Genomic DNA, 25,186 nt, shown 5'->3' on the forward strand with positions numbered 1-25,186 from the left:
TGCCATCTCGTTAATAGTTCACTTCTTGACGACGGTAGGGGTGCCCAGTTGACTGCGTCTACCTCGGCCGCACGTACACGGCCTCGTCAGGGAGGTTTACCTCGTGAACGCACATTTGCGCCGTGCCGCCGTTGCCGTCGCTGCTTCGGCGACGACCGTCTCGCTCGCCGCCTGCGGGGGCGCCGAGGAGGCCGGCGGGGGATCAGGGGGCCGGGCCGGGAGCGACGCCGTCACGGTCGGTCTCCTCCTGCCGGAGAACCAGACCGCGCGCTACGAGAAGTTCGACAAGCCGCTCATCGAGAAGGCGGTCGCCCGGCTCACGCGCGGCAAGGGCCGGGTCGTCTACGCCAACGCCAAACAGGACGCGGCCACCCAGAGTTCCCAGGTGGACACCATGATCGCCAACAAGGTGAACGTCCTGATCATCGACGCGGTGGACTCCAAGGCCATCGCCGGCCCGGTCAAGAAGGCCAAGGAGGCCGGCATCCCGGTCGTGGCCTACGACCGCCTGGCCGAAGGCCCGATCGACGCCTACACCTCCTTCGACAACGAGGACGTCGGCAAGGTCCAGGGCGCGGCCCTGCTCGAGGCGCTGGGCGACAAGGCCAAGGACGGCCAGATCGTCATGATGAACGGCTCGGTCACCGACCCGAACGCCAGGCTCTTCAAGTCCGGCGCCCACTCCGTCCTCGACGGCAAGGTGAACATCGCCAAGGAGTACGACACCGTCGACTGGAAGCCGGAGAACGCCAACACCAACATGGCGGCCGCCCTCTCGGCCGTCGGCAAGGGCAAGATCGTCGGCGTCTACTCCGCCAACGACGGCATGGCGGGCGGCATCATCACCGCCCTCAAGGCCGCCGGCCTGTCCACCCTGCCCCCGGTCACCGGCCAGGACGCCGAACTCGCCGGTGTGCAGCGCATCGTCGCGGGCGAGCAGTACATGACCGTCTACAAGCGGTACGCCCCCGAGGCGGCGGCCGCCGCGGAGATGGCCGTCGCCCTCGCCAAGGGCGAGAAGTTCGACGGAATCGTCAACCAGCTCGTCGACAGCCCGACCAGCAAGCGCGTCCCCTCGGTCCTCGTCCCGGGCGTCTCCCTGACCAAGGCCAACGTCAAGGCCACCGTGGTCGACGACGGCGTCTACACGGTCGCCGAAATCTGCACGGACAAGCTCAAGGCCGCCTGTGAGGAGCTCGGCTTGAAGTAGCCCCGGTATCTCGGCCCCCGCTACGTCGGCCCCCGGTACCTCGGCCCCGGTACGTCGGCCCCCGGACCGGCGGATCAGGGCGTGGCCGGCCGCTCCCAGAGGCGCGTGAGGTGGGCGTCGAGGACCTCCCGCGCCGCCCGCGGCGTGAGGTGACCGATCAGGACGTGTGCAGTGAGTCCGTCGGCAAGGGCCAGCAGGGTACGTGCCTCCAGGCGCGGGTCGAGGGGAACCGAGTCCCCGGTGGCCTCACCGGCTTCGGAGAAGAGGTGCGTGAACACGTCCTGCAGGGCCGCGTAGTTCTCCTTCAGGGTCTTGGCGAGCACCTCGCTGACCGCGGCCTGTGCGACGAACGCGAGCCAGACCCGGGCCTCGGCCCGGTGTTCGTCGCGCAACAGCGCGATCTCGGTGGCCGCGTGGCCCACGGCCGTGGCGGCCGACTGCGCCGGGCTGCTGACGAGCCGCGCCCGTACGCGCTCGCCGATGCGCTCGCCCACGTGTCCGAGGGCGAAGACGAGCATCTCCTCCTTGGTGCGGAAGCACCGCTGCACGGCGCCCATCGACACCTGCGCCCGGGCGGCGACGTCGCGCAGGGTCACGCCCTCCAGCCCGCTTTCGTCCGCGAGACGGCACACGGCCTCCGCGATGAGGCGCCGTCGGCCCTCGTGGTCCACCTGCCTGGGCATGTCCGGTGCCTCCCTGTCGCACGGCCCGGCCGGCGCAGCGCCTTTATGCGATGCGCTCGTACCGATTCCCAGGGTACAGTTCCGATGCATCTGCATCGGAACGGAGTGGGAACCGCACATGGACCAGGAACAGCGCCGGGGACGGGAACAGCAGCAGGGACGGGCATCGGCGGGGGGCGGGAACGGCGCGCGCCGCGCCGCGTTCTGGAGGCTGTCGGCCGCCGCGCAGGCGCAGGCGGTGCGCAGCGCGGAGATCTCGGCGGTGGAGCTGATCGACAGCCACCTGGAGCGCATCGCCGAGGTCAACCCGCAGGTGAACGCGGTCACGCAGCTGCTCGCGGAGCGTGCCCGCGAGGCCGCCGCGCGGACCGACCGGCGTCGGGCGGCCGGTGAACCGCTCGGGCCGCTCGCGGGCGTGCCGTTCACGGTGAAGGAGACCACCCCGGTCGAAGGGGTGCCGACCACGTTCGGCAGCGAGCGGTTCCGCGCCTTCGTGGCGCCCGCCGACGCGCCGCCGGTGGCCCGCCTGCGCGCCGCCGGCGCCATCCCCATCGGACACAGCAACATGCCCACCCTCGTGCTGGCGGGCATGCACACGCGCAGCGAGCTGTTCGGCGACACGGTCAATCCGTGGGACAGCGCCCGCACTCCCGGCGGCACCAGCGGCGGCGACGCGGTAGCCGTCGCCACGGGCATGGCCGGCCTCGGGCTCGGCAACGACTCCGGCGGCTCGATCCGCGTCCCGGCCCAGTTCTGCGGCGTGGCCGGGCTGAAGCCGACCACCGGGCGCTTCCCGTCGGACCAGCGCGTGCTCGGCCCGGACGACCCCGGCCCGGCATCGCAGATGCTGGTCACCGACGGCCCGCTGGCCCGGACCGTGGGCGACCTGAGGCTGGCCTACGAGGTGCTGGCCGGCACCGACCCCCGCGACCCCCGGGCCGTACCGGTACCCGCCTACGGCGATCCGCTTCCCGCACCCGTCAAGGTCGCGATGGTGGCGGACCCCGGCGGGCAAGGCGTCCACCCCGCCGTCCGGCGCGCAGTGGAGACCGCGGCCGACGCCCTGCGCGACGCCGGGTACGAGGTGTGCGAGGTGGAGGACGTACCGAGGATGGACGAGGCGCTCGAGGCGTACGGCCGGATCACCGTCACCGAGTTCGCCCCGTCCTGGCCGGTGGTGCGCACCCTGCTCGGCAAGGGCGGGGACCGCTACATCGCGATGGCCATGGAGCGGACCCCGCCCGCCGACGGGGCCGAGTTCATGAAGCTGATGGGCACGTGGATGGGCATCCGCCGCTCGTGGGCCGCGTTCCTCCACGCGTACCCGCTGCTGCTCGGCCCGTCGTTCACCGAGCCGCCGGTGGAGCCGGGGTTGGAATCCCGCGACAGGGCGGGACGCGACCGGGTGGCCTCGGGCATGCGGCTGTGCACGGTGACGAGCTTCGTGGGCGTGCCGGCGGTGGCCGTACCGACCGGGCTGGCCGACGGCCTCCCGTGCGGGGTGCAGATCGTCGGGCGCGCCTTCCGTGAGGACCTGTGCCTGGGCGCGGCCCAGGCGATCGAGGACCGACTCGGAGTCCTGACCCCGGTCGACCCGCGCGGGTGAGACCCGGCCGGCCGTCCGGCCCGCCGGCCGTCCGGCCCGCCGGCCGTCCGGCCCGCCGGCCGGACCGGGCCCGGCTCAGCGGTTCCGGTTCCGGTCTCTCCAGCCTCGCCTCATCGTGGCGATGAGCCGGTTGTCCTTGATGCCGGCGCGGTCGGACGATTCCAGGTGCACGTCGGTCCCGTCCGTGAGGACGTGGTTGCCTTCCACGATCCCGCCCCGCGTGGCCTTCATCTCCATGGAGGCGAGGTTCGCCTCGACGACGTTCTCCGCCACGCTCCCGCCCTCACTCGCGACCATGGTGATCGAACGGCTCCGCGCGGGGCCCGCGTCCGACGGCCCCGCCGCGGAGCTGTCGATCCACACGAGGACCATCCACACGGCGACCACCGTGACCAGAGCGGCGATCAGCACCCAACTGAAGTCGCTGGTGACGATGTTGGTCAACGCGCCGGCCACCACCCCCAGCGCGACCGAGGCCACTGCACGCAGACGGATACCCAACGACGGCATGGCGGCCTCCCCCTCCTGCGAGAGCTTTCAGGTTAAGCCCACGAGCCCTCCAGAAGGGAGCACTATGGGACCAGGGGCGGAAGGCGCGCAACGACGGGCGCCGGCCAGGGGGGAGCAGGGGGATGCTGGGTGACTTCACCGATCGTGAAGAGGCACTGGCGGCCTTCGGCGCACTGACCGATCCCGCATCACCCCATCGCGTCCTGGCCGTCCACGGGGTGGCCGGACAGGGGAAGTCGACCTTTCTGCGCCACGTGGCCGCCCGAGACGGCCAGTACGGGCTCGTCGATCTCGACGCGCTGTCCGCTCCCGCGGGCGACCTGCTGCGTTCGAGCCTGGGCGCCATCGCCGACCAGGTGGCGCAGTGGTCGCCGTGGTGGCTGCGCCGCCACCGGCTCCGCAGCTTCCAACGCGCCGCCAACCGTGCGGCCGACCGGCTGATCGCCACCGCATCGCCCCCGCTCACGGTCACTTACACGGCGACGCAGTACTCCACGATCAGCGGCAACGTGGTCAGGTCGTCGGCCTCGGAACACGATGTGCTCCACTACTCCCTTTACCAAGAAGCCCTGGCCGACGCGCTCGTCGAGCTCGTGCGCACAACCGTGACGCGCCGCCGGATCCTGCTCATCGACACCACGGAGAGGCTGGACGTCCTCCAGCGCAACCACCAGGAGGCCGGTGACACGGGCCCGTGGTTCACGATGGTGCTCGTCCCGCGGCTCATCGCTGCCGCCCCGGACCTGCGCATGGTGCTGGCCGGACGCGAGCGCCTCGAGCTCGGGCCGCCCCTCGCGTCCTCCCCGTCCCTGGAGCTCTCGGGCTGGACCGCCCGGCACAGCGCGGCCTTCCTCGCCTCCTGCGGGATTCACGACAGCGGGATGGCCGACCTCGTCCACCACTCCTGCCTCGGGGTTCCCGTATGGGAGGCCATGGCGGCCGAAACGCTCGTCCTGGCGCACCGCGAGGGCAGGCTCCTGACCCCGGCCGAACTCTCCACCGCCATCGCCAATCGACCCGCCGAGCGCTGGATTCCGGACGTCCTGCGCCGCCTGACGGGCCGTGAGCCGGACATCGTCCAGGCCACCGCCGTGCTGCGCACCGTCACGGCCGAAGCCGTACGGGCCGTCGCAGCCGACCTCGGCCCGGCGCACGAGTGGTTCCCCGCGCTGTCCCGGTTCTCCTTCGTCCAGACCCGCACCGCCCCCGACGGCAGCTCCCGGAGCTTCGTCCACCCATGGGTCCGGGCCGCCATCCTGGCCTTCCTCCGCATCCATGAACAAGGGCGGCTGGGCGACATGCACCGCCGGGCCGCCGCGTACTACCGGAGCCTGGGCGACTTCCCGGCCGAGGCGTACCACCGCTTCGCCTGCGAGGACGACTCGCTCGCTCCGGAGTGGTTCGACCGGCTGAAGTCAGCTGAGGACACGGGGGACTTGGCGACGGTGCGCACCTTGTGCGAGATCGTCACGGCCCCGGAGCAGTTCCCGTCCGCCGCCGCCCGCTTCCCCGCCGTCGCGGCCCGCGCGGCGCACGTGCGGGGCCGTCTGGCGCTGTCGGAAGGCCCCCTGGCCGCGAGCTGGTTGCAGCGCGCGCGGGACCTCTATCACACGGTCGGCGACGAACGGGGGGAAGCCGGGAGCATGCTCTACCTCGGCCGCGACGCGTGGCAGCGGGGTGACCGGGAACGAGCCGAGGACCTGCTGACGCAGTGCCTGGAGAGGTGCCGGGCCGCTTCCTACCGCGAAGGCGAGGGGGCCGTCCTCCAGCTCCTGGGACACATCGCCCACCAGTCCAGCGATCCCGACCGTGCCGAGGAACTGCTCGGGCAGGCCCTGCGGATCCAGCAGGACGGCGGAAGACCGCTGGAGCAGGTGGACACCCTCATCTCCCTGAGCCAGACCGCCGTCATACAGAACAGACTGGACGATGCCGAGACCTTGCTGAGGGACGCGTGGGAGCTGTGCCGGGTACACGGCAACCGGCTGGGCGAGGCCAACGCGGTGGAAGGCCTCGCCGAAGTGGTCCGGAGGCGGGGTGATCCGCAAGGGTCCGAGCACCTGCTCGGACTGGCACTCCAGGGATACCGGGAGGCCGGGGAGCGGCTGGGCGAGGCGAACACCCTGCTGTCGCTGGGCGAGACGGTAGGGCTGCGGGGCGACCTGCACCGAGCCGACGCCCTGGTGGGACGGGCCCACGAGCTGTACGTGGCCATCGGCCTGCGCCTGGGCGAAGCCAACGCGCTCCAGGAGCTGGGGGAGATCGCGCGGCAGCTCGGGAGGGCGGAGCGCTCCGAAAGCATCCTGCTGCGGGCGATGGAGATCTTCGAGGAGCGTGGGGAACGGCTCGGTATGGCCAACACCCTGTTCCGGCTCGGTACGACCGTGCAGCTGCTGCAGGAGGTGGAGCGCTCGAAGGACTACTTCGACCGTGCGCTCGTCCAGTACCGGGTGCTCGAGGACCGGCTCGGCGAAGCCAACACCCTTCACTTCCTGGGTGACCACGCGCTGGCCCTCGGCAGCCTGGAGGAGGCCGGGACCCTGGCCGGGCAGGCCTTCGACCTCCACCGCGCCATCGCCAACCCCTGGGGTGAGGCCAACGCGCTGGTCCTGCTCGGCGAGATCGCCGAGCGGCACGGTGATCTCGGCCAAGCGGAAGCCCTCTTCGCCCGCGCACTGACCCTGTACCGGCAGATGGACCGCGTGCCGGGGGAGGGGACCGCGCTGGCCCGAACGGCCGCCCTCGCCCAGGCGCTCGGCGACGGGGAGCGGGCGGACCGCCTGCTCGGGCAGGCCCTGGCGATCTTCCGGAGCATGAAGCAGCCGTCGCACGAGGTCCTCTCTCTCGTCGGGGTCGCCGAAAGCGCCGCCGGACGCGGAGACCTCGCACGCGCGGAGGACCTCTACCGGCAGGCGTGGGCGACGTGCCGCGCGCACGGGGAAGCCGAAGGCGAAGCGGAGGTGCTCGCGTCCCTCGGGGAGATCGCCGGTCGCCGGGGCGATCCACAGGAGGCGCGGCAGCGGTTCAAGGACGCGCTCACGATCTACCGGAACATCGGCAGCTCCTCCGGGACGGCACGGGCGCTCGTGGAGCTCGCCGAGCTGTCCATGGAGCAGGGCGACCTGAAGCGGTCCGAAAAGCACTACGAAGAGGCCCTGTCCCTGTACCGCGCCGCGGACGACCGGTTCCCCCAGGCGTCCGTCCTCGTGCCCCTCGGCGAGATCGCCCGTCGCCGACGGGACCCGAAACGGTCCGAAGAACTGCTGGGCCAGGCACTGGAGCTCGCCCACTCCGCCGCGAACCAGCCCGCCGAAGCCGCCGCATGCCAACTGCTGGGCCTCATCGCCCAGCAGCGCGGCGACCTGGAACGCTCCGCGACACTGCTCGGCCGGGCCCTGCGGATCCACCAGCAGAGGAACGACCGTCACGGTGCGGCCGTCTGCCTCGAGCTGCTCGGCGACACCGCTTGGATGCGCGGGGACCTGGACGGGGCGACCGCCCTGCTCACCCGGGCGCTGGAGTCCTACCGGGCGCTCTCGGAGCCGCGCGGCGAGCACGGGGCGCTCCTGTCGCTCAGCCGGGTGGCCGAGCTCCGCGGGGACCCCCGGCGAGCCGCCGATCTGGCCGCGCGGGCCGCAGCGGCGTACGGGCCGCTGCCGCGCCCGCGGTGGCGCGACCGGGTGACACGGCGTCGGGGCGCCTGAGCCCCGATCGGCTCCCGTTGCGGAAAACTGTCCGCAGGGCCCCCCTCCCTCGACTTCCGGAGCGCGTCCATGACCGTCACCACCCCCGCCCCCGCCTCCTCACCCCTGCTCGACCTGGTCCAGCCGGTCCGGCCGACCCACGTCGTGGACATCGGCGCCAACCCGATCGACGGAGACCCGCCGTACCGGGGCATGCTGACGGCCGGCCTGTGCAGGGTGACGGGGTTCGAGCCGCAGCCCGACGCCCTGGCCGAGCTGGAACGTCGCAAGGGCCCGCACGAGACCTACCTGCCCGACGCCCTCGGCGACGGCGGCACCCACACCCTCTACGTCGCCGCGAGTTCCGGGATGACCAGCATCTTCCGCCCGGACAAGAACAGGCTCGGGCTCTTCAACGGCTTCAGCGAGTGGGGCGGCGTCCGGGAGGAGGTGCAGGTCGCCACGCGGCGACTGGACGACGTCGAAGCGGTCGACGCCTTCGACCTGCTGAAGATCGACATCCAGGGAGCCGAGCTGATGGTCTTCCAGGGCGGGCGCGCCAAGCTGGCCGAGGCGGTGGCCGTGCACACCGAGGTCTCCTTCGTCCCCCTGTACGAGGACCAGCCCGTGTTCGGCGACGTGGACCAAGAGCTGCGCAGCCAGGGTTTCATCCCGCACGCGTTCGCCGCGGTCAAGCGCTGGCCGATCGCCCCGGTGGTCTTCGGCGGCGACTTCCGCCAGGCCCGCCACCAGCTCCTGGAGGCCGACGTCGTGTACGTACGCGACTTCGGGCGCCCCGAGGCCATGACCGACGAGCAGCTCAAGCAGCTGGCCCTGGTCGCCCACCACGTCTACGACTCGACCGACCTGGCCTACCAGTGCCTCAGGCAGCTGAGCCTGCGCAACCTCGTCGGGGCCGAGGCCCCGAACCGCTTCCTCGCCCTGCTGTGATCCGCCGCACCGGTCATCAGCCGAGGTGCGCGGCGATGGTCCGCGCACACACCAGCGACTCGGTGCGCGTCGTGTCAACCTCCAGGTCATAGACCACCCCGGCGTGCACCAGCTCCGCCTGCAACGCGGCCATCCCCGTGGTGCGGTCCCCCCGCGCGACCTCCCGGCCCGCGGCGACCGCACTCTCACACCGGACACCCACCCACAACACGCCGATCCCGCCCAGAGCCGCCCTCCAGCGCTGCTGGGACCCTGCGCCGGCGAGGAACACGTCGTCGATGACGACCCGGGCGCCGGCCCGTGCCATGGCCGCGATCCCGTGCATCCAGGCCGCCTCCAGCGCCCGGAAGTCCTCCCCGACGCTCACCCCGCCATCCGCCGCGAACACGATCCCGCCGTCCGACTCCTGCATCCTCGCGGGCATCGCGTCGACGAACGAGTCGCACCCGAACGCCAGCCAGGGATCGGGCAGTACGGCCTGCAGACACCGCACGATCCCGGACTTCCCCGAGCTGGAACCACCGTTGAGAATGATCATCTGCTTCGTCACCGTGCCACGGTAGGCCGCCCGCCACCGCGTGCACAGCGATTATGCGTCCTCATGCCGGTCGTCCTCCCGCCGTCGGAGGTTTGTTTCGGGCAGGTATCAGTGAGCGCTTGGTCGTCCATCGAACAGGCGTGACGGGCCGCGGCGAGGAAGGGGCCCAGGGGCAGCTGCCCGAGCAGCGGCATGCCGTCTGACCTGGATGTTCGTGAGGGCAGGCGGCCGCAGGGGGACAGGGCAGGTGTCCGCGGTGCGGGGCGGATGCCGCCCCGGAATCTGGCATATCGTTCGTTCCGGGTGCGGACCCACGCCCCACGACCGTCCGAACAGGAGCCCTCCACCCGTGTCCCAGCCCGCCCCCGTCCGCGTGCTGCTGGTCGAGGACGACGACCTGATGCGCCGGTCCTTCACCGTCGCCCTCGAACGCTACGGCTACCGGATGAAGAGCGCCGCCGACGGGCTGGCAGGCCTTGAGCTCTTCCGCGACGAGAGCTTCGACCTGCTGATCCTGGACGTGATGCTGCCCGGTCTGGACGGGATCGGCCTGTGCCGCAGGATCCGCGAGACCAGTCTGGTGCCCGTCCTGATGATGTCGGCCCGCGGTGACGGACTCGATGTCGTCGCCGGCCTGGAGGCCGGCGCGGACGACTACGTGGTCAAACCCGTGGACACCTACGTCCTCGTCGCACGCATCCGCTCCCTGCTGCGTCGGGCGACCTACGCGCCCGCCCCCGCACCCGAGCAGCCCGCGGGCGACGGGCCGGGCGGGTCCGAGGGGGAAGTACTCGTCTTCGGGGACCTGGCGATCGACACCGGCGGCCTGGAGGTGTCCGTCTCGGGCAGCCCCGTGGCGCTGACCCCGACCGAGCTGAAGCTGCTGCTGGCGTTCGCCGCCCACCCGGGCATCGTGCTGGAACGGCACACCCTCCTGCGCGACGTCTGGGACTACGGATGGGACGGCGACAGCCGGGTCGTGGACCTGTGCGTGCAGCGGCTGCGCAGCAAGCTGGGCCGGAACCGGATCGAGACGGTCCGCGGCTTCGGCTACAAGCTCAGGCGCTGAACCGGGTGCGCCCGTACCCCCGGCTGCGGCCGGCCCGCATGCCCCTGCGCTGGAAGATCGCCGCGCTGGCCGCCGCCACGGCCTGCCTGGTCGCGGCGGCCGTCGGCGTGCTGGTGCACGTATGGACCGCGCAGGACATCCGGGGCCGGGCCTCGGCGGAGGCCTTCAACACCGTGTACTCGGCCATGGGCACCTACCGGCGCACCGGAACCCTCGCGGACGGCGCCGACCTCGATCCGGCCGGACTGCCCGCCGCACTGCGCCGTCCGACCGACGGTGCCCGGCACACGGCCCATGACGGGCGGGTCGACGGCAATCTGGGGCCCAGCGTCTGGGCCGCCCAGCGCGTCGGCGGCCCGGGCAGCCCGGTGCTCGCCGTCCGGGTCAACATGGGTCCGAAGCTCCACGACCTCTACCGGCTCGACCTGACCATGGCCGTGGCCTCGCTGGTCGCGCTCGCGGCGGCCACCCCCTTGACGGTCTACGGGGCGGGGCTGCTCGGCCGCCGGCTGGGGGAGGTCTCCGAGACCGCGCGCCGGATCTCCGCGGGAGACCTGGACGCCCGGACCGGACCCACCAAGGGCCGCGACGAGGTCGCGGACATCGCCGCCACCGTCGACCTGATGGCCGACAGCCTCAGCCGGCGGCTGCGCACCGAGCGCCGGTTCACCGCGGACGTGGCCCACGAGCTGCGGACGCCCGTCGGCGGCCTGCTGGCCGCCGCCGACCTGCTGCCGCCAGGCGAGACGGAGGACCTGCTCCGGGCCCGGGTCCGGGACCTGCGCGGCCTGGTCGAGGACCTGCTGGAGATCTCCCGGCTGGACGCCGGCGCCGAACGGCCGGTGCGCGCCCGGGTCCCGCTCGGCGCGGTCGTCTCCGAGGCCGTGGCGCGCACCGGCCTGGACACGCAGGTCACCGTTGCCGCTCCCGACCCCGACACCGAACGCTCAGGGGCCGGGCAGACCCAGCAGACCGCGCAGCCCCCGCAAACCGCGGAGGCCCCACGGGCCGCCGAGGCCCTGCAGACCGTGCAGACCGACCCGCGCCGCCTCGAGCGGATCGTCGGCAACCTCGTGCTCAACGCCCACCGGCACGGCGCCGCCCCGGTCCAGGTCACCGTCGAGGGCCGTACGGTCGTCGTACGCGACCACGGCCCCGGCTTCCCCCCTGACCTGCTGCTCGAAGGCCCCCGCCGCTTCCACACGGGCGCGGCGGAGCGCGGCGGTGGGCACGGCCTGGGCCTGACCATCGCCCTGGGCCAGGCCCGGCTGCTCGGTGCCGAGCTGCGCCTGGACAATGCCCCGGAGGGTGGCGCCGTCGCCACCCTCCGCCTGCCCGCCTGACCCGCCGCCCCCGCCCCTACACAACTGCTACGCAGCGGCGCGGACGCCGATACACGACGGCCCGGGTCCCGATACGTTCCCCCGACACCCTTCGACGTGCACCCCCTTGGCACCCGAAGAGGAGTCCCCCGTGACCGTCGACCCCCTGGCGACCGCCGACCCGCTGGCCCCGCACCCGCCGTACGCGGCGACCGGGATCGCGGCCGCCACCGCCGATCTGACGAAGACCTACGGCAGCGGTGACGCCCGCGTCGTGGCCCTGGACCGTGTCAGCATCGCCTTCCGGGAGGGCGAGTTCACCGCGGTCATGGGGCCGTCCGGCTGCGGCAAGTCCACCCTGCTGCACTGCGCCGCCGGCCTCGACCCGGTCAGCTCCGGCTCCGTACGCATCGGCACCACCGAACTCAGCACCCTCGACGACCGGCAGCTCACCCGACTGCGCCGGGACCGCGTCGGTTTCGTCTTCCAGGCGTTCAACCTGCTGCCGACGCTGACCGCGCTGGAGAACATCACGCTTCCGCTGACGATCGCCGGCCGCCGGCCGGACCGCGCGTGGCTGGACCGGGTCGTCTCCATGGTCGGCCTCTCCCAGCGCCTCGGCCACCGGCCCGGCCAGCTGTCGGGCGGACAGCAGCAGCGCGTCGCGGTGGCCCGTGCCCTGGTCGCGCGGCCCGCGATCATCTTCGCCGACGAGCCCACCGGCAACCTCGACTCCCGGGCCGGGGCCGAAGTCCTCGGCTTCCTGCGCGACTCGGTGCGCGAGCTGGGCCAGACCGTGGTCATGGTCACCCACGACCCCGTCGCCGCCGCCTACGCCGACCGCGTGGTCTTCCTCGCCGACGGCCGCCTGGCCGACGAGATGGCACGGCCCACCGCCGACCGGGTGCTGGACCGGATGAAGGCCTTCGGCACCCGCTCCCGCACCAGCTGACCCCCCTTCACCTCAGCATCCGGGTCACCCGGCAGCGCGGCCACCTGGCCCCGCGGCCACCTGGCCCCGCGGCCACCTGGCCCCGCGGCCACCTGGCCGCGGTCCCCTGGCGACCCGGCCCCGTGGCCACCCGACCCAGGCCCCGCCGCCACCCGGCCCCGCCGCCACTCGGGCGCCCAGCCCCCGGCACCCAGCCCCCAGCCACCGGTTCGCATCCGCCGAGCCCGACTCCTCCCAGGATCCGCATCCCCATGTTCCGTACCGCCCTGCGCAACGTGCTCGCGCACAAGGCCCGGCTGTTCATGACCGCGTTCGCCGTCATGCTCGGCGTCACGTTCGTCTCCGGCAGCCTCGTCTACGGCGACAGCCTGCACCGTGCCGCCACCGCCCGGGTGACCGACGGCTACGAGCGCATCGCCGTCAGCGTCTTCCCGGAGAACTCCCGGGTCGCCGGCCCCGGACCGGCCGGCATCGACGCCGGCGCCGCAACCACCCTCGCCAAGGTCCCCGGCGTCGCCGCCGCCACGGGCCGGGTCGACGGATTCGCCGCCGTCGCCGGCCGCGACGGCCGGCTGATCGGTCACGGCCCCTCCCACCGGGGTGGCAACTTCGCCCCGGGAGCGGACGGCAAGGACCCCGCCTACCACTTCACCCGGGGTTCCGGCCCGACCGGCAACGACACGATCGCCCTCGACGAGACCACCGCCGCGAAGGGTGGCTACCGCGTCGGCGACACCGTGCGCGTCGGCACCCGCCAGGGCGCCGCCTCCTACACCTTGAGCGGCACCTTCCGTACCGACGGGACCACCCGGTCCACCGGGGGCAGCCTCGCACTGTTCGGCAACGACACCGCCCAGCGCCTGTTCCTCCAGCCCGGCCGCTACCAGAACATCGAACTCACCGCGGCACCCGGCACCGACGTGCAGCAGCTCCTCGGCCGCGTCGAATCGGCCCTGCCCGAGGGAGCCGGCGCGGCCACCGGGGCCCAGCTCGCCCGGATCCAGGCCAACCTCGCGACCAGCGACAGCGACACCATGAGCCAGATCCTGCTGGGCTTCGCCGCGGTCGCCCTGTTCGTCGCGACCTTCCTCATCTCCAACACCTTCACCATGCTCGTCGCCCGGCGCACCAGGGAGCTGGCCCTGATGCGGGCCGTCGGCGCCTCGCGCACCCAGGTGCGCCGCATCCTGCTGACCGAATCCCTCCTGGTCGGCGCGGGTGCCTCCGTGGCGGGCCTCGCCGCCGGCACCGGGGTCGCCGCCCTGCTCCGAACGCTCTTCGCCCCCGCCGACACCCCGGCCGCCCCGCTCGTCCTCACCCCGGGCACCGTGATCACGTCCCTGCTGGTCGGCACCGCCCTGCCGATGGCCGCCGCCTGGCTCCCGATCCGCCGGGCCATGGCCATCCCGCCCGTCGCCGCACTCAGCGCCGCCGAACCCGCACCGCCGGCGCGCGCCGGTACCCTGCGCAGCGGCATCAGCGCAGCCCTCGTCCTCACGGGCACCGCCGCCACGGTGTACGGGGCCCTCACCTCCGGACGGGACGCCCGGACCGTCATCGCGCTGGGCGCTGCCCTCACCGTCACCGGCGCGATGTCCTCCATCCCCCTGCTGTCACGGCCGTTCACGGCCCTGCTCCGGCCGCTTCTGACCCGTCTCCACCCGGTGTACGGGGACCTCGCGGCCCGCAACACCGTGCGTGACCCGCGCCGCACCGGCGCCACCGCCGCCGCGCTCGCCATCGCCCTCACCCTCGCCTCGGGACTGTCCGTCCTCGGGGCCTCCGCCGCCCGCTACCTGGACCGTGCGACCACCCACGACTTCACCGCCGACTACCTGGTGAAGCCCGCCGAGGGCGGCTCGGGCATGACCCCCGCCACGGCGGAGCCCCTCCGCCGGCTCCCCGGCGCCGTATACAGCCCGCTCAACCAGTCCACCGAATACCGCCTGGCCGGCACCCCCTCCGTGCTGACCGGAGTCGACCCCGCCACCATCGGCCGACTGCTGCGGTACGACGTGGTCGAGGGCTCTCTCGACTGCCTGGCCGAGGGCCAGATCGCCGTGGCCGACTTCAAGGCGGAGGCGGCCGGCTGGCACGTCGGCCAGACCCTCCCCCTGCAGCGCCACGAGGACCAGCACGGCAGCGTCACCATCGGCGCCGTCTACCGGGCGGACGAGCAGAGCAACCTGCTGCCCAGCATCACGGCACCCGACTCCCTTGTCGCCCGCTACGACTCCGCCCCGCACACCGACGCGATCCTGGTCGCCACGGACGGCGGCCCCGGCCCGGCCCCGCTCGCCGGCATCACCCGCGCCCTCGGCGACAACCCGGCGCTGGCCGTCCTCGACGAGGCGGGCGTCCGAGCCCGGGACAGCGGCTCGATCGGCGACCAGCTCAACGTCTTCCACGCCCTGCTGAGCATGGCCCTGGCCATCGCCGCGCTGGGGATCGCCAACACCCTCGCGATGTCCGTCCTCGAACGGCGCAAGGAGATCGGCACGCTGCGCGCCCTCGGTGTCGACCGGGCCGGAGTGAGCCGGATGATCCGCCTGGAGGCCCTGCTGCTCGGCGGGCTCGGCGCGACCCTCGGCACGGCCCTGGGCGTCTTCCTGGGCTGGGCGCTCGGCCGCACCCTCCAGGAGAACGTCGCCGGCTACACGTTGGTCCTCCCCTGGGGGCGCCTCGCCCTGGGCGTGCTCATCGCGCTGGCAGGCGCGCTGCTCGCCTCGCTCTGGCCGGCCCGCAGGGCCGCCCGCGTGGACATTCCCGCCGCGACGGCGGCGCAGTGATCGCCGGGCTGCGGGAAGAGGCGGTTGTCCAGACACCGGGTCAGGTAGGGGACGCCATCGGTGTAACCCGATCCGTGCGCGTCCCCGAGCATGCGCGCGGCGAGGCTCCGGTGGGTGGACTTCCAGCGCTGGTGCCGCTCTTCCAGCCGGCCGAGTGACGCGTCGAGGAGATTCCACTCGTCCGGGCCGAAACGACCCGCGCCGCGCAGGCCGTGGTACGCACCCACCACCGTGACATGATCCGATCGCTCCGCCTCGGCCCGTACGGCCGGAACACTCGTGAAGGCCGTCGACCGCAGCCGCGGGGCGGGCGGAACGCTGCACAGGATTTCGAACCGCTTGTACTGTTCGGACTGGAGGGCGCTGGCGCCCTGGGTGAACTGCCGGAACGCGGAGAAATGACCGGGCCGCATCGTGGCGACGATGCGGAACAGCGCCGCGGCCCGGTCGAACGCGCCGGCTGCCCGGTCCACGCGCACCGCCGCCGCTTTCGGACGGCCGTCGCGCAGTGCCGCTATCGCGGCCTCGATGTCGGTCGCGATCGCCGTGAACAGCATTTCGTGGGCCTGCAGGGAGCGGATGAAGAAGTATTCGTCGTGCAGGACGTAGACGGGCTGGACCGTCACGTCGAACCAGCGGCCGACATCGGGCGTGAGCCGGGGGAGGAGAGCGACGATCACCTCCGTGGGCGCCGGGGAAGTCAGCTCGTCGGCGGTCAGCCCGGCGTGGTCCTGCGCCACGAACCGCAGGGTGTGGCGCAGGCGCTTGCGCAGGGTCACAGGATCGGGCGGATCCCGGTCCGCGGATCCCCCCGGCCGGGCCGCTGCCCGCACCTCGTGGCGTACGACGTCGGCCATGAGCAGGGTGGCCATCCGGTTCGGGTGGAGCGCGTCCTCGGATTCGACCAGGATCAGTTCCAGCAGCGGAAGTGAAAGGTACGTCCGATTTCCAAAGCGCCCCTCGTACTTGTCGAGCAGGCAGTCGAGAAAGGCCCGGAGAAAAGGACTGTCCACGGCGTGGCGGCACCGCATGCCACTGAGCTGGCGCAGGAGGGATGTCGCCAGGAAATGCTTTCCGGTGCGCCGCACCTCGTCCGTGAGCGTGCCGGCCAGGCGAATTCCGTCAGAATGCATCGTCATGCGTCTCCTCGATCCGGCGGGACCTCACGCTGCTGTGGTGAGGCAGGGAATGCCAGTACGCCTGATCGAGGGACTTCACCGCATGTCTCGGATGTTCGTGGCTTGACAGGAGCGCCCGTGCACGCCGCGCCGTGGGTCCGTTCAGCCCGAGGAGGTCTTGCGGAGGATTCCTATCTTGTCGATGCGGTGCTCGGGGTTGCCCTGGGCGTCGCTCCAGTAGTTCCCCTCCGCGTGGTCCTCAGGAGTGGCGCAGGTGGAGAGGGTGATCATGGCCTGGGTGGGGGGCGTCCCGGGCAGGCCGGGCACCGCGGCGCGCTGTTCGGTCAGCGAGCGCTCCGACCGGAAGGACGTCTTCCGGGTCGCCACGATCTCGTAGGTGTGAACCGTGTCACCCACCGTCACGAGCACGGTGTCGCCGTTCTTCAGCGACGGCAGGTCGCGCAGCGGCCCGCCCGCCGACAGCCGGTGCGCGGTGACCAGGAAGTTCCCCACCTGTCCGGGCCCGACCCCGCCCTGCTCCCCGTACGGGCTGGCGGCCACGCCGAGGTCCTGGATGCGCGTACCGGCCGCGTCGTCGGTGGTGCCCTCGTACGGGACCACGCGCAGCCCGGAGACGCCCGCCGAGGGTATGGACAGCGTGGAGGCCAGGGGCACCGCGGTGGCGGCCGGGGAGGCCGCCGGCGCGGCCGTGGCCGACGGGGAGGCCGCGGCGGGGGCGGCCGGGGCCTGGACGGGCGCCGCTGCCGGCCGACCTGGGTGCGCCGGACCGGCGGCGGCCTCGGGTGCGCAGGCTGCCAGCAGGGCGGTCACGGTGGCGGCGAGTGCGGCGGACATCACTCGGGGCGGGTACGACAGGGGCATGGGCGCATTCCGTGGGGGGTGGGGGCGGTCGGCCGGCTCGGGGAGGCGGGCCGTAGGGGGGTGCGGACAGGGTGACATACGGAGCAAGCAGTCCATAAGCCCCCCGGCCTCCCGGACCGACCGCGTGGGTACGTACGTCATGGTCGCGTCACGGAACCGCCACAGCGCTGCGGCCTGCGGAACCCGAGCGGGGCGCGGAGCCGTGTCCCGCGGCGGGTGCCGGTGTGGGACCGGTCGTGAACCTCGGGAGCGCTCATGCAGTACACAGCAGGCCTCGGCCGGACCACGGCGGCGCTGGTGACGGCGGTGGCCGTAGCCGCCCTGACGGCGGGCTGCACACCCGCCGGCGACGACGGCGCGATCCCCGCCCCGTCGGCACCGCCCGCAGCCTCGGAGGCGCCGAAGCCCACCCCCACCGGTGGCCCGTCCTCCGGCGGGGGCGGCACGGGTGGCGGCACCGGCGGAGGCACCGGTGGCGGCTCGGGCGGCGGAACGAAGGCCTGCACGATCGACCAGGTCAAGGTCTCCGAAGCCCAGCAGGCCGATGTCCGGCCGCCGGGTACGGGAACGGGAGCCGCCATCGTCTCCGTCACCAACATCTCGACGAAGCCGTGCACGCTCCGCGGATTCCCGACGGTCGCCGGAGCCGGCCACGGCTCGCCCGACAAGAACGTCCCGCTCGCCCTCACGCACAGCGGCTCGGCCGCCACGGTGTCCCTGGCCCCCGGCGCCCGGGCCTGGACCAAGCTCACCTTCGTCAACGTCCAGGGCGAGGCCGACGGCTACTGCGTGTCCGGCGCCACGCCGTCCAGCTTCCCCACGCTCGTAGTGGGCGTGCCCGGCGCGGGCTCGCACCAGATCGCCATGGACGACGGGGTCTTCGCCGAATGCGACGACAAGGCGACCGTCACGGCGTTCTCACCGACCAAGCCCTCCTGACGGCCGAAGCCCTCTGACGACCGGCGGGGCCAGCAGCCCGGCCCGGCACCGAACCTGCGCCCAGCGCCCCGCCCGGTCCGAAGCCGTGCGGGGCCTGCTCGCGGGCCGCGCTCCAGAGCGGTGTACGGGGCGTCGACCCCGGCCTGTTCGGCGACGGCTCCGTCGAAGTCCGCCTCCCGCACGCCGTACCGCTGTGTGGCTCAGGCGATTCCCACGGTGTGCGCGGCGCGGTAGCCGTCGCCGTCGGGGGACAGGGCCAGTGTCATGGCGCCGCCGGTGGCCCGGTAGCGGTCGTCCCTCTGGTTGGGGTGCTCCGGTGCCCGGCGGCGGGCGTAGGGCCGGCGCGCGTACACCTCCAGCAGGAGGTCCTCGGGGAAGAAGAACTGGGAGGTCGTCTCGGTGCGGGTGTCGGGGCGCACCTTGAAGTGGATGTGCGGTGCCAGCCCCGCGTACCAGCCGGGCACGATCGTGCGGAACACGCATCGGCCGGCTCCGTCGGTGACCTGGATGCCGCGCAGGAAGGTGTCCTTGCCGGTGGAGTAGGTGCCCGAGGCGTCGGCGTGCCACACGTCGACGGTGGCCGCCGCGAGCGGCCGGCAGCCCGCTGACGCCCGGACCACCGTCAGGTCCAGCCGCAACGGCACTCCGTCCCGGCCGTCGGTGATGTCCGACCGGACCCGGTCCAGGTCCAGGTAGTACGGGCCCGCGCCGGCTTCGGGGGTGAGGACGCAGGCCGGGGTGCTGCCTTGGGCCGACGGCCGGGACGGCGGGGCCGGCGGCTGCCCGGCCGGACCCCGGGTACCGGCTGCGCCGGAGCAGGCCGCGGCCAGCACGGCGGCCCCGGCCGAGCCGGCGGCCAGAAGTACGGCACGACGACTGGTCCGGGAGGTGTCGTTCTCGGCCATGCGAACCCCTCACAGGTGCCCTGGGTCCCCGTCCCTGTGCCCCACCGTGCCGGACGGCGGCGTTCACGGTCGGCACCGACACACCGGGACCCGTGGGGATCGGGCTGCGCCGGTGGCAGTGACCTGGTGTCCCGGTGATCGTTCAGCGGGTGAGGGGCGGCAGCCGCTGCCCTCGGCACAGGAGGCGGTCCGAGTGAACACCATCACGGCGAAGCGGCACATCTTCACGATGCTGGACGTGGACGGCGACGGGTCCATCTCCCGCCAGGAGTACCTGGCCCGGCCCGAACGCGCGGCGGCGGCCCTGGGCCGGGGCGGCGACGACGCGCTGCTCTCGGTCGCTCGCACCACGCACGAGAAGGTCTTCGAGTCGATGGACGCGGACGGGGACGGGCAGGTGACCTTCGCGGAGTACGAGGCGTGGGCGGGCGAGCGCGCCTTCGACGAGGTGTGCCGGCCGGCCCTGGGCTCGCTGTTCGACCTGGCCGACACCGACGGCGACGGACACCTGGACCAGGCGGAGTTCACCCGGCTGCGCCACGCCCTGGGCAACCCAGCCGACCACGCCCGCGAGGCCTTCGAGGCGCTGGACGCGGACGGGGACGGGCGTATCGACCGGGACGCCTACCTGGCACAGATCCGCGCCTTCGTCACCGGCGGATCTTCTCCCATGGCGCTGGCCCTGCACACGGGTGCGCGCGGCTGACCCTCCAGGCCCCCTATGAGCCCGGTACCCCTGCGCCGCACCTATGCGCCTGCGCCGTCCAGCGGCTCCAGACGCCGGCCGGGCGGGGTGTCCGGGGCCGGTTTCGGCCGCTCCGTACCGTTGATGAGCGGTGTGACCACGAGGAGTTGGGCGGCCGCGAGGACGAGGCAGAGTCCGGCCGTGCCGGCCCACAGGGCGGCCACCCCCGCGTGTTCGAGCATCTGCGTGGCGGTGACCGGGGCGGCGACCGTGGCGATGCCCCAGCTGATGCCGTACGAGGCGAGGTAGCGGTCGGCGCCGCCGGGCGGCGCCAGGTCCGCCACGACGCTGAAGACCCGGCCCAGTACGAGCACGTCGCCGAGGCTCCAGACGGCGGTTGCCATCAGGAACTCGGGCAGGGTGCGCGCCACGGCGTAGCCGGCCAGGCCGATCGCCAGCAGGACGTGGCCGAGGGTGAGGGCGGCTGCGTCGCAGAGCGCGGCGAGGCGGCGCAGGCGCAGGGCGGGTTGGGCTGCGATGACCGTCACGGCCGAGGCGGTGAACAGCAGTCCGGCGTCGGCGGGCTCGAGGCCGCGGCGGGCGAGGGTCAGCGGCAGCGCCATCGTGATCTGCATGGAGACGAGGGCGAAGACGGTGCCCGAGGCGAACATGGCCACCAGTGCGCGGTCCCGCCAGGGGCGCACGCGATCACCGGGTCCGCCCCGGTCGGCGGGTTCGTCGGCGCGGCCGGGGCGGACGGCCGGACGGCGACGGTGGTCGGCGGGCAGCACGAGGCGGAGCGTCAGGGCGCAGACGAGGCAGGTGAGCGCGTCGACGACGAACAGCCAGCGCAGGTCCCACCGGCCCAGAGCCGCCGCGATCAGGCCGGCGCCCGTGCCGCCTGCGGCGAGCGCGGCGTTGAGCAGGCTGTACGCACGCACGCGCTCGGCGGGACCGACGGCGTCGGCGATCATCGCCTGGCTCGGGGGCTCGTACAGCTCGAAGGCCAGGCCGAGCAGGATCGCGAAGACCGCCACCGCGGCCAGCGACCCGGCGGCGGCGATGCCCAGCTGGGCCAGGGCGCACCCGGTGAGGCCGAGCACGATCGTGCGGCGCCTGCCGAGGCGGGCCGCCAGGCGGCCGCCGGCGAGCCGGGACGGAATCGTCGCGAGGCCGAAGGCCGCCGAGAGCAGACCCGCGGTCGTGGCGCTCGCGCCGAAGTCGGTGCTGATCAGGACCGTCAGGAAGGGCAAGGAGAAGGCGCCGAGCCGGTTGATCGCCCGCGCTGCCACCAGCAGCCATACGATCCGCGGCATCGCCACCCTCTCACGTAACTGTCGAATCCAGTAATGTCAGTCACGGACGTTAACCAGGAAGGAGTGACTGGTCAAGTGATGTTCGACAGTCACGTCGCGGTGCTGCTGGATCAGGCCGTATCGCTCGTGAACGCGTTGACCGACGGCGAAGCGCGCGGCCGCGCCCACATCGCGCCCCGCGGAGCCGACCTGCCGGAAGCGATCGACGCCGCGGTGTCCCGCACCGCGGCATCACTGCCGCGCACGATCGACGCCGCCCAGGCGGACTACCTGGTCGAGGCGGCACGGCGGATGCGCGAGGTCTTCCAGGCCGTGCAGGACGGCAGGCTGGACACCGCCGCCGACACCGTGAACGGCCTGCTGCGCGACACCGGTGCCCGGCCGCGCCTGGACCGGGCCGGCGGCGGGGCCTGGCAGATGCACTTCCACGGCGCGCACGACACCTTCGCGGCAGGCTGCAGCGCCGGCTGCGCCACCGGGCTCGCTCTGGCGGTGGGTGGCGGCCTGACGGGCCGGCTGGGCGTGTGCCGGGCCGACCGCTGCGACCGCGTGTACGTCGACACGTCCCGCAACGCGGCCCGCCAGTTCTGCTCCACGGCCTGCCAGAACCGCACCAAAGCGGCGGCCTTCCGCGCCCGCAAGGAGGCGGCCGGGTGACCCCGCAACGCGGAGCCTGCGGGCGCGGTTCCCCGTGATCCCTCACGACCCGTGCGGGGCCGGCGGCGGTGCGTGGCGGCCGTCGAGTCCGCCCGAATGGGCGCCACGGGCCCGGGTAGGCGCCAGGCATGTCCGGTCACCTCGTCGACAGCACCCTGTCCTTGCTGGCCCACGGCTACGCGTGGGCCCCGGACCTGCGCCGAGCGCACGACGGCGCGCCGGTGGTCCACACCCGCCTGATGGGGCGGCCGGCGGTCCTGATGCACGGCCCCGAGGCCGTCGCCTTCTTCTACGACGAGAAACACGTCCGGCGGCACGGCGCCGTGCCGCCGCCGGTGCTCGACACCCTTTTCGGCAGGGGAGCGGTGCACACCCTGGACGGTGAAGACCACCGGGCGCGCAAGCAGCTGCTGGTGTCACTGCTCATGTCCCCGGAGGGCATCGGCGGCCTGACCAAGCGCGTCGAGAGCGGCTGGCGCGAAGCCGTGACCGGCTGGGAGGGCCGCGAGGTGGTGCTCTTCGACGAAGTGGCCACCCTGCTCGCGGAGGCGATCTGCGACTGGGCGGGCATGCCGGTCCGGGACGGCGCCGCCCGTGAGATCGCCGCGGACTGCGTGGCCATGGTCGACGGCTTCGCGACCGCCGGCTCCCGGCACCTCCGGGCCCGCCGCGCCCGCCACCGCCAGGAGCAGGCCCTCATGGCCGCCGTCACCGGCGTCCGCGCCCGCGCACCGCGCCCGGTGCGCGGGACGGTACTGGAGACGGTCGCCCTGCACCGCGAGCCGGACGGCGCCCTCCTCGATCCGCACACGGCCGCTGTCGAACTCCTCAACATCATCCGGCCGACGGTCGCCATCGCCTGGTTCGCCGCCTTCGCCGCACACGCTCTGCACCGCCACCCCGGCCAGCGCGAGCAGCTGCGCGCCGACGGTCCCGCCCACGCCCGCGCGTTCGCCCACGAAGTACGCCGCTTCTACCCCTTCGTGCCGTTCCTCGCGGGCCTCGCCGCCCGCGACCTCACCTACGCCGGTGACCGGGTTCCGGCCGGGACCCTCGTGCTCCTCGACGTGTACGGGCACCACCACGACCCCGACCTGTGGGCGGGGCCGTACCACTTCACCCCGGCACGCTTCCTGGGCCATGAACCGGGCCCCGCCGAACTCATCCCCCAGGGCGGCGGAGACGCCCGTACCGGCCACCGGTGCCCGGGCGAGGACATCACCCTGGCCCTGCTCGCCACCCTCTCCTCGGCCCTCGCCCAGAGCGACTTCGCCGTACCGCAACAGGACCTGTCCATCCCGCTGAGCCGGATCCCCACCCGGCCGCGCAGCGGATTCGTCATGGAGATCGCACCCGTGTCCCTGAGCTTCCGATGAGTCACCCTGCCCCACCGTCCCATCCCTGCCAACGAAGGAAGGAAGTGAGCGCCGTGCGCATCGCGTTCCTGACCGCGCCCGAGGGCGTGGAGGAGATCGAACTCACCGCACCCTGGAAGGCGGCCGAGGAGAACGGCTGGGTCCCGCAGCTGGTCTCGACGGCGCCCGGCCGGGTGCAGGCGTTCCAGCACTTCGACAAGGCCGGTACCTATCCCGTGGACCACGTACTCGCCGGCGACACCTCGGACGCCTTCGACGCGCTCGTCCTGCCCGGCGGAGTGGCCAACCCCGACGCCCTGCGCATGAACGAGCGGGCCGTAGGGTTCGTACGCAGCTTCTTCGAGGCCGGCAAGCCGGTCGCGGCGATCTGCCACGCGCCGTGGACCCTGGTGGAGGCGGATGTCGTACGGGGCCGGACGCTGACGTCGTGGCCGAGTCTCGCCACCGACATCCGCAACGCGGGCGGCACTTGGGTGAACGACGAAGTCGTGGTCTGCCACGCGGCGCCCGCGACGCTCGTCACCAGCCGCAAACCGGCTGACCTGGACGCGTTCTGCGCCGTCTTCGCGCGGGAGTTCGCCGAAAGCCGGAGTTCTTCGGCGGCGCGCCCCTGATCAGGGCCCACAGCGCGGCAGAAGCCGGCGAGGCAGAAGGCTCCGCCTCCGGACAGGACAGAAGGCCGCCTCCGGACAGCGTCCGGAGGCGGCCTTCTGCACGGATGCCGGGACACCGGGATACCGGGTACTCGGGGGAACCGGGATACCAAGGAAGCGGGAGACGCGCTCCGCTAGTCCTTCAGGGTGTCCTTGATCTTCTCCTTGGCGTCGCGCACATCGCCCTTGACCTGCTCCGCGCGGCCCTTCGCGGTGAGCCGCTCGTTGCCGACGGCCCGGCCCATGGCTTCCTTGGCCTTGCCCCTGGCCTGTTCCTTCTTGGCCCGCACCTTCTCTTCGCCCGACACGATGCACTCCCCTCGCTCGGCACTCGGAATCGGTTCTGCGCAGCGTCTAACCCGTTCCCGACCTGCCAAACTCGCCGGCCCGACCGAGGGCCCGGCGGGCGGGGCCGGCGCAGCGGGTGCTTACTGGGAGGGGGTGCTTACTGATCGCCGTGACGGGTAGGCGCCCGGCACGAACCTTCCAGCAGCGGGAGGAGTCATGACCCGACGGGTCCACGAGGTGATGACGGAAAAGCCGGTGACCGTCGAGAAGCTGACATCGCTGGCGGAGGCGGCACGGGTGATGCGGGACGCCGACATCGGCGACGTCCTCGTCGTCGACGATGGCCGGCTGCGCGGCATCCTGACCGACCGTGACCTCGTCATACGCGCCATGGCCGAGAACCGGGACCCCGCCGAGACGACGGTGCAGGCGATCTGCAGCACCGACCCCGTCACGGTCAAGCCCGGCGACGGCGTCGACCAGGCCATGGACCTCATGCGCCGGCACGCCCTGCGGCGCCTGCCCGTGCAAACCGAGGACGGCGAGCTCGTCGGCGTCGTCACCCTGGGCGATCTCGCGGTGGAGCGGGATCCCGGGTCGGCCCTCGCCGCCATCGCGGCCGCCGAGCCCGACAGCTGAGGCCACCACCGGGCGCAGTGAAGGAGACCGCCGTGAACGCGTCAGTGCCCCTCATCTCCCTGCCGGGCGGCCGGCTGCTGATCCCCGCCGACGAGGTCACCTCCCTCCTGCGGAACCTCGCCTCGGGGTGGCTGCACTCGGTGTACTCGGGAGAGGCCGAGCTCGATCCCGGAACGACCCTCGGCCTGGCCGGCGTGCTGATGGAGCTCGCCGACCAGATCGACGTGGAGTGCATCGCGTTCATGCCGGTCCAGGACGAAGCCCACGGCTGACCCTCAATCGGGCGGCTCCGGTACCGCGGGCCGCTCGCTCGGGGACGGCTCGGGCGGTGTCGGGGGAGGCGGGGGCGGCTGTTCGTCGGGGTCGGCGGGCTGGGGATCGCGGGGGACCGGATCCGGCCGCTCCGGCACCGGCG

Annotated in this window: 22 protein-coding genes and 1 pseudogene; 15 read left to right on the forward strand and 8 right to left on the reverse strand. The window is 73.1% G+C overall.

Features of this window, described 5'->3' with window-relative positions; all coding sequences use genetic code 11:
- Window positions 1-103 precede the first annotated feature (103 nt).
- Window positions 104-1,210, forward strand: coding sequence for a substrate-binding domain-containing protein (locus AB0D44_RS16595; protein ID WP_362590692.1), 1,107 nt, complete (start codon window positions 104-106; stop codon window positions 1,208-1,210).
- Window positions 1,211-1,284: 74 nt separating this feature from the next.
- Here AB0D44_RS16595 and AB0D44_RS16600 read toward each other — a convergent pair whose 3' ends face one another.
- Window positions 1,285-1,893 (reverse strand): TetR/AcrR family transcriptional regulator, encoded by a 609-nt coding sequence (locus AB0D44_RS16600; RefSeq protein WP_362590694.1) that lies wholly within the window; start codon window positions 1,891-1,893, stop codon window positions 1,285-1,287.
- Between the two features lie 211 nt (window positions 1,894-2,104).
- Between AB0D44_RS16600 and AB0D44_RS16605 the strand changes: the two genes are divergently transcribed.
- A complete protein-coding gene (locus tag AB0D44_RS16605; protein WP_362590772.1) occupies window positions 2,105-3,499 on the forward strand; it encodes an amidase in 1,395 nt (464 codons plus the stop codon).
- Between the two features lie 75 nt (window positions 3,500-3,574).
- Here the strand turns inward: AB0D44_RS16605 and AB0D44_RS16610 are convergent, their stop codons facing one another.
- Window positions 3,575-4,009 (reverse strand): hypothetical protein, encoded by a 435-nt coding sequence (locus AB0D44_RS16610; RefSeq protein ID WP_362590697.1) that lies wholly within the window; start codon window positions 4,007-4,009, stop codon window positions 3,575-3,577.
- Window positions 4,010-4,131: 122 nt separating this feature from the next.
- Here AB0D44_RS16610 and AB0D44_RS16615 point away from each other — a divergent pair, with 122 nt between their 5' ends.
- Entirely contained in the window at window positions 4,132-7,713 is a 3,582-nt protein-coding gene (locus AB0D44_RS16615; protein WP_362590700.1) for a tetratricopeptide repeat protein, read from the forward strand.
- Between the two features lie 69 nt (window positions 7,714-7,782).
- Window positions 7,783-8,643, forward strand: coding sequence for an FkbM family methyltransferase (locus tag AB0D44_RS16620; protein WP_362590703.1), 861 nt, complete (start codon window positions 7,783-7,785; stop codon window positions 8,641-8,643).
- Window positions 8,644-8,659: 16 nt separating this feature from the next.
- Here AB0D44_RS16620 and cpt read toward each other — a convergent pair whose 3' ends face one another.
- Entirely contained in the window at window positions 8,660-9,181 is a 522-nt protein-coding gene (cpt, locus tag AB0D44_RS16625) for a chloramphenicol phosphotransferase CPT (RefSeq protein ID WP_362590775.1), read from the reverse strand.
- 349 nt (window positions 9,182-9,530) lie between these two features.
- Here cpt and cseB point away from each other — a divergent pair, with 349 nt between their 5' ends.
- From cseB to AB0D44_RS16645, 4 genes are all read left to right on the forward strand, one after another.
- Window positions 9,531-10,250 (forward strand): two-component system response regulator CseB, encoded by a 720-nt coding sequence (gene cseB, locus AB0D44_RS16630; RefSeq protein ID WP_362590706.1) that lies wholly within the window; start codon window positions 9,531-9,533, stop codon window positions 10,248-10,250.
- 38 nt (window positions 10,251-10,288) lie between these two features.
- The gene (locus AB0D44_RS16635; RefSeq protein WP_362590777.1) at window positions 10,289-11,593 is read left to right on the forward strand and encodes a HAMP domain-containing sensor histidine kinase; all 1,305 of its coding nucleotides are present in this window, start codon (window positions 10,289-10,291) and stop codon (window positions 11,591-11,593) included.
- A 163-nt stretch (window positions 11,594-11,756) separates the two neighbouring features.
- Window positions 11,757-12,524 carry an ABC transporter ATP-binding protein gene (locus AB0D44_RS16640; RefSeq protein WP_362590780.1) on the forward strand — a complete coding sequence of 256 codons (768 nt, stop codon included), beginning with the start codon at window positions 11,757-11,759 and terminating at the stop codon, window positions 12,522-12,524.
- 251 nt (window positions 12,525-12,775) lie between these two features.
- Entirely contained in the window at window positions 12,776-15,313 is a 2,538-nt protein-coding gene (locus tag AB0D44_RS16645; RefSeq protein WP_362590709.1) for an FtsX-like permease family protein, read from the forward strand.
- Between the two features lie 326 nt (window positions 15,314-15,639).
- Here the strand turns inward: AB0D44_RS16645 and AB0D44_RS16650 are convergent.
- Window positions 15,640-16,452 (reverse strand): annotated as a pseudogene (locus tag AB0D44_RS16650) (tryptophan 2,3-dioxygenase family protein); the annotation flags it as partial.
- Window positions 16,453-16,593: 141 nt separating this feature from the next.
- Window positions 16,594-17,313: a class E sortase gene (locus AB0D44_RS16655; RefSeq protein WP_362590712.1), complete on the reverse strand. Its 720-nt coding sequence runs from the start codon at window positions 17,311-17,313 to the stop codon at window positions 16,594-16,596.
- A gap of 255 nt (window positions 17,314-17,568) precedes the next feature.
- Between AB0D44_RS16655 and AB0D44_RS16660 the strand changes: the two genes are divergently transcribed.
- Window positions 17,569-18,252, forward strand: a complete 684-nt coding sequence (locus AB0D44_RS16660; protein ID WP_362590715.1) for a DUF4232 domain-containing protein — start codon at window positions 17,569-17,571, stop codon at window positions 18,250-18,252.
- A gap of 200 nt (window positions 18,253-18,452) precedes the next feature.
- Here the strand turns inward: AB0D44_RS16660 and AB0D44_RS16665 are convergent, their stop codons facing one another.
- The gene (locus AB0D44_RS16665; protein WP_362590718.1) at window positions 18,453-19,157 is read right to left on the reverse strand and encodes an intradiol ring-cleavage dioxygenase; all 705 of its coding nucleotides are present in this window, start codon (window positions 19,155-19,157) and stop codon (window positions 18,453-18,455) included.
- A 193-nt stretch (window positions 19,158-19,350) separates the two neighbouring features.
- On the opposite strand from AB0D44_RS16665, the gene AB0D44_RS16670 reads away from it, so the two are divergent.
- Complete coding sequence (locus AB0D44_RS16670; protein ID WP_362590721.1) at window positions 19,351-19,863, forward strand: EF-hand domain-containing protein; 513 nt, start codon at window positions 19,351-19,353, stop codon at window positions 19,861-19,863.
- Between the two features lie 41 nt (window positions 19,864-19,904).
- On the opposite strand, the gene AB0D44_RS16675 is transcribed toward AB0D44_RS16670, so the two are convergent.
- Entirely contained in the window at window positions 19,905-21,158 is a 1,254-nt protein-coding gene (locus AB0D44_RS16675; protein ID WP_362590724.1) for an MFS transporter, read from the reverse strand.
- A 78-nt stretch (window positions 21,159-21,236) separates the two neighbouring features.
- Here AB0D44_RS16675 and AB0D44_RS16680 point away from each other — a divergent pair, with 78 nt between their 5' ends.
- The 3 genes from AB0D44_RS16680 to AB0D44_RS16690 all read left to right on the forward strand — a co-directional run bounded on the left by AB0D44_RS16680 (window position 21,237) and on the right by AB0D44_RS16690 (window position 23,805).
- The gene (locus tag AB0D44_RS16680; RefSeq protein ID WP_362590727.1) at window positions 21,237-21,815 is read left to right on the forward strand and encodes a CGNR zinc finger domain-containing protein; all 579 of its coding nucleotides are present in this window, start codon (window positions 21,237-21,239) and stop codon (window positions 21,813-21,815) included.
- A 128-nt stretch (window positions 21,816-21,943) separates the two neighbouring features.
- The gene (locus AB0D44_RS16685; RefSeq protein ID WP_362590730.1) at window positions 21,944-23,191 is read left to right on the forward strand and encodes a cytochrome P450; all 1,248 of its coding nucleotides are present in this window, start codon (window positions 21,944-21,946) and stop codon (window positions 23,189-23,191) included.
- Window positions 23,192-23,244: 53 nt separating this feature from the next.
- Window positions 23,245-23,805 (forward strand): type 1 glutamine amidotransferase domain-containing protein, encoded by a 561-nt coding sequence (locus tag AB0D44_RS16690; RefSeq protein WP_362590733.1) that lies wholly within the window; start codon window positions 23,245-23,247, stop codon window positions 23,803-23,805.
- 173 nt (window positions 23,806-23,978) lie between these two features.
- Here the strand turns inward: AB0D44_RS16690 and AB0D44_RS16695 are convergent, their stop codons facing one another.
- Window positions 23,979-24,152, reverse strand: a complete 174-nt coding sequence (locus tag AB0D44_RS16695; RefSeq protein ID WP_362590736.1) for a CsbD family protein — start codon at window positions 24,150-24,152, stop codon at window positions 23,979-23,981.
- Window positions 24,153-24,348: 196 nt separating this feature from the next.
- Here AB0D44_RS16695 and AB0D44_RS16700 point away from each other — a divergent pair, with 196 nt between their 5' ends.
- Together AB0D44_RS16700 and AB0D44_RS16705 are read left to right on the forward strand one after the other, a co-directional pair.
- Window positions 24,349-24,771, forward strand: coding sequence for a CBS domain-containing protein (locus tag AB0D44_RS16700; protein WP_362590739.1), 423 nt, complete (start codon window positions 24,349-24,351; stop codon window positions 24,769-24,771).
- A gap of 32 nt (window positions 24,772-24,803) precedes the next feature.
- Window positions 24,804-25,043: a DUF6213 family protein gene (locus AB0D44_RS16705; RefSeq protein ID WP_362590741.1), complete on the forward strand. Its 240-nt coding sequence runs from the start codon at window positions 24,804-24,806 to the stop codon at window positions 25,041-25,043.
- Window positions 25,044-25,186: the final 143 nt, after the last annotated feature.

This window comes from Streptomyces sp. NPDC048349, assembly GCF_040651925.1.
Classification (GTDB): domain Bacteria; phylum Actinomycetota; class Actinomycetes; order Streptomycetales; family Streptomycetaceae; genus Streptomyces.

Bases quoted from the DNA above. Each gene is read 5' to 3' on its own strand.
- AB0D44_RS16615 (WP_362590700.1), top strand. From the start codon at position 4,132: ATGCTGGGTGACTTCACCGATCGTGAAGAGGCACTGGCGGCCTTCGGC.
- AB0D44_RS16620 (WP_362590703.1), top strand. From the start codon at position 7,783: ATGACCGTCACCACCCCCGCCCCCGCCTCCTCACCCCTGCTCGACCTG.
- AB0D44_RS16665 (WP_362590718.1), bottom strand. From the start codon at position 19,157: ATGGCCGAGAACGACACCTCCCGGACCAGTCGTCGTGCCGTACTTCTG.
- AB0D44_RS16680 (WP_362590727.1), top strand. From the start codon at position 21,237: ATGTTCGACAGTCACGTCGCGGTGCTGCTGGATCAGGCCGTATCGCTC.
- cpt (WP_362590775.1), bottom strand. From the start codon at position 9,181: ATGATCATTCTCAACGGTGGTTCCAGCTCGGGGAAGTCCGGGATCGTG.
- AB0D44_RS16600 (WP_362590694.1), bottom strand. From the start codon at position 1,893: ATGCCCAGGCAGGTGGACCACGAGGGCCGACGGCGCCTCATCGCGGAG.
- AB0D44_RS16635 (WP_362590777.1), top strand. From the start codon at position 10,289: ATGCCCCTGCGCTGGAAGATCGCCGCGCTGGCCGCCGCCACGGCCTGC.
- AB0D44_RS16685 (WP_362590730.1), top strand. From the start codon at position 21,944: ATGTCCGGTCACCTCGTCGACAGCACCCTGTCCTTGCTGGCCCACGGC.
- AB0D44_RS16675 (WP_362590724.1), bottom strand. From the start codon at position 21,158: ATGCCGCGGATCGTATGGCTGCTGGTGGCAGCGCGGGCGATCAACCGG.
- AB0D44_RS16655 (WP_362590712.1), bottom strand. From the start codon at position 17,313: ATGCCCCTGTCGTACCCGCCCCGAGTGATGTCCGCCGCACTCGCCGCC.
- AB0D44_RS16660 (WP_362590715.1), top strand. From the start codon at position 17,569: ATGCAGTACACAGCAGGCCTCGGCCGGACCACGGCGGCGCTGGTGACG.
- AB0D44_RS16645 (WP_362590709.1), top strand. From the start codon at position 12,776: ATGTTCCGTACCGCCCTGCGCAACGTGCTCGCGCACAAGGCCCGGCTG.
- AB0D44_RS16700 (WP_362590739.1), top strand. From the start codon at position 24,349: ATGACCCGACGGGTCCACGAGGTGATGACGGAAAAGCCGGTGACCGTC.
- AB0D44_RS16610 (WP_362590697.1), bottom strand. From the start codon at position 4,009: ATGCCGTCGTTGGGTATCCGTCTGCGTGCAGTGGCCTCGGTCGCGCTG.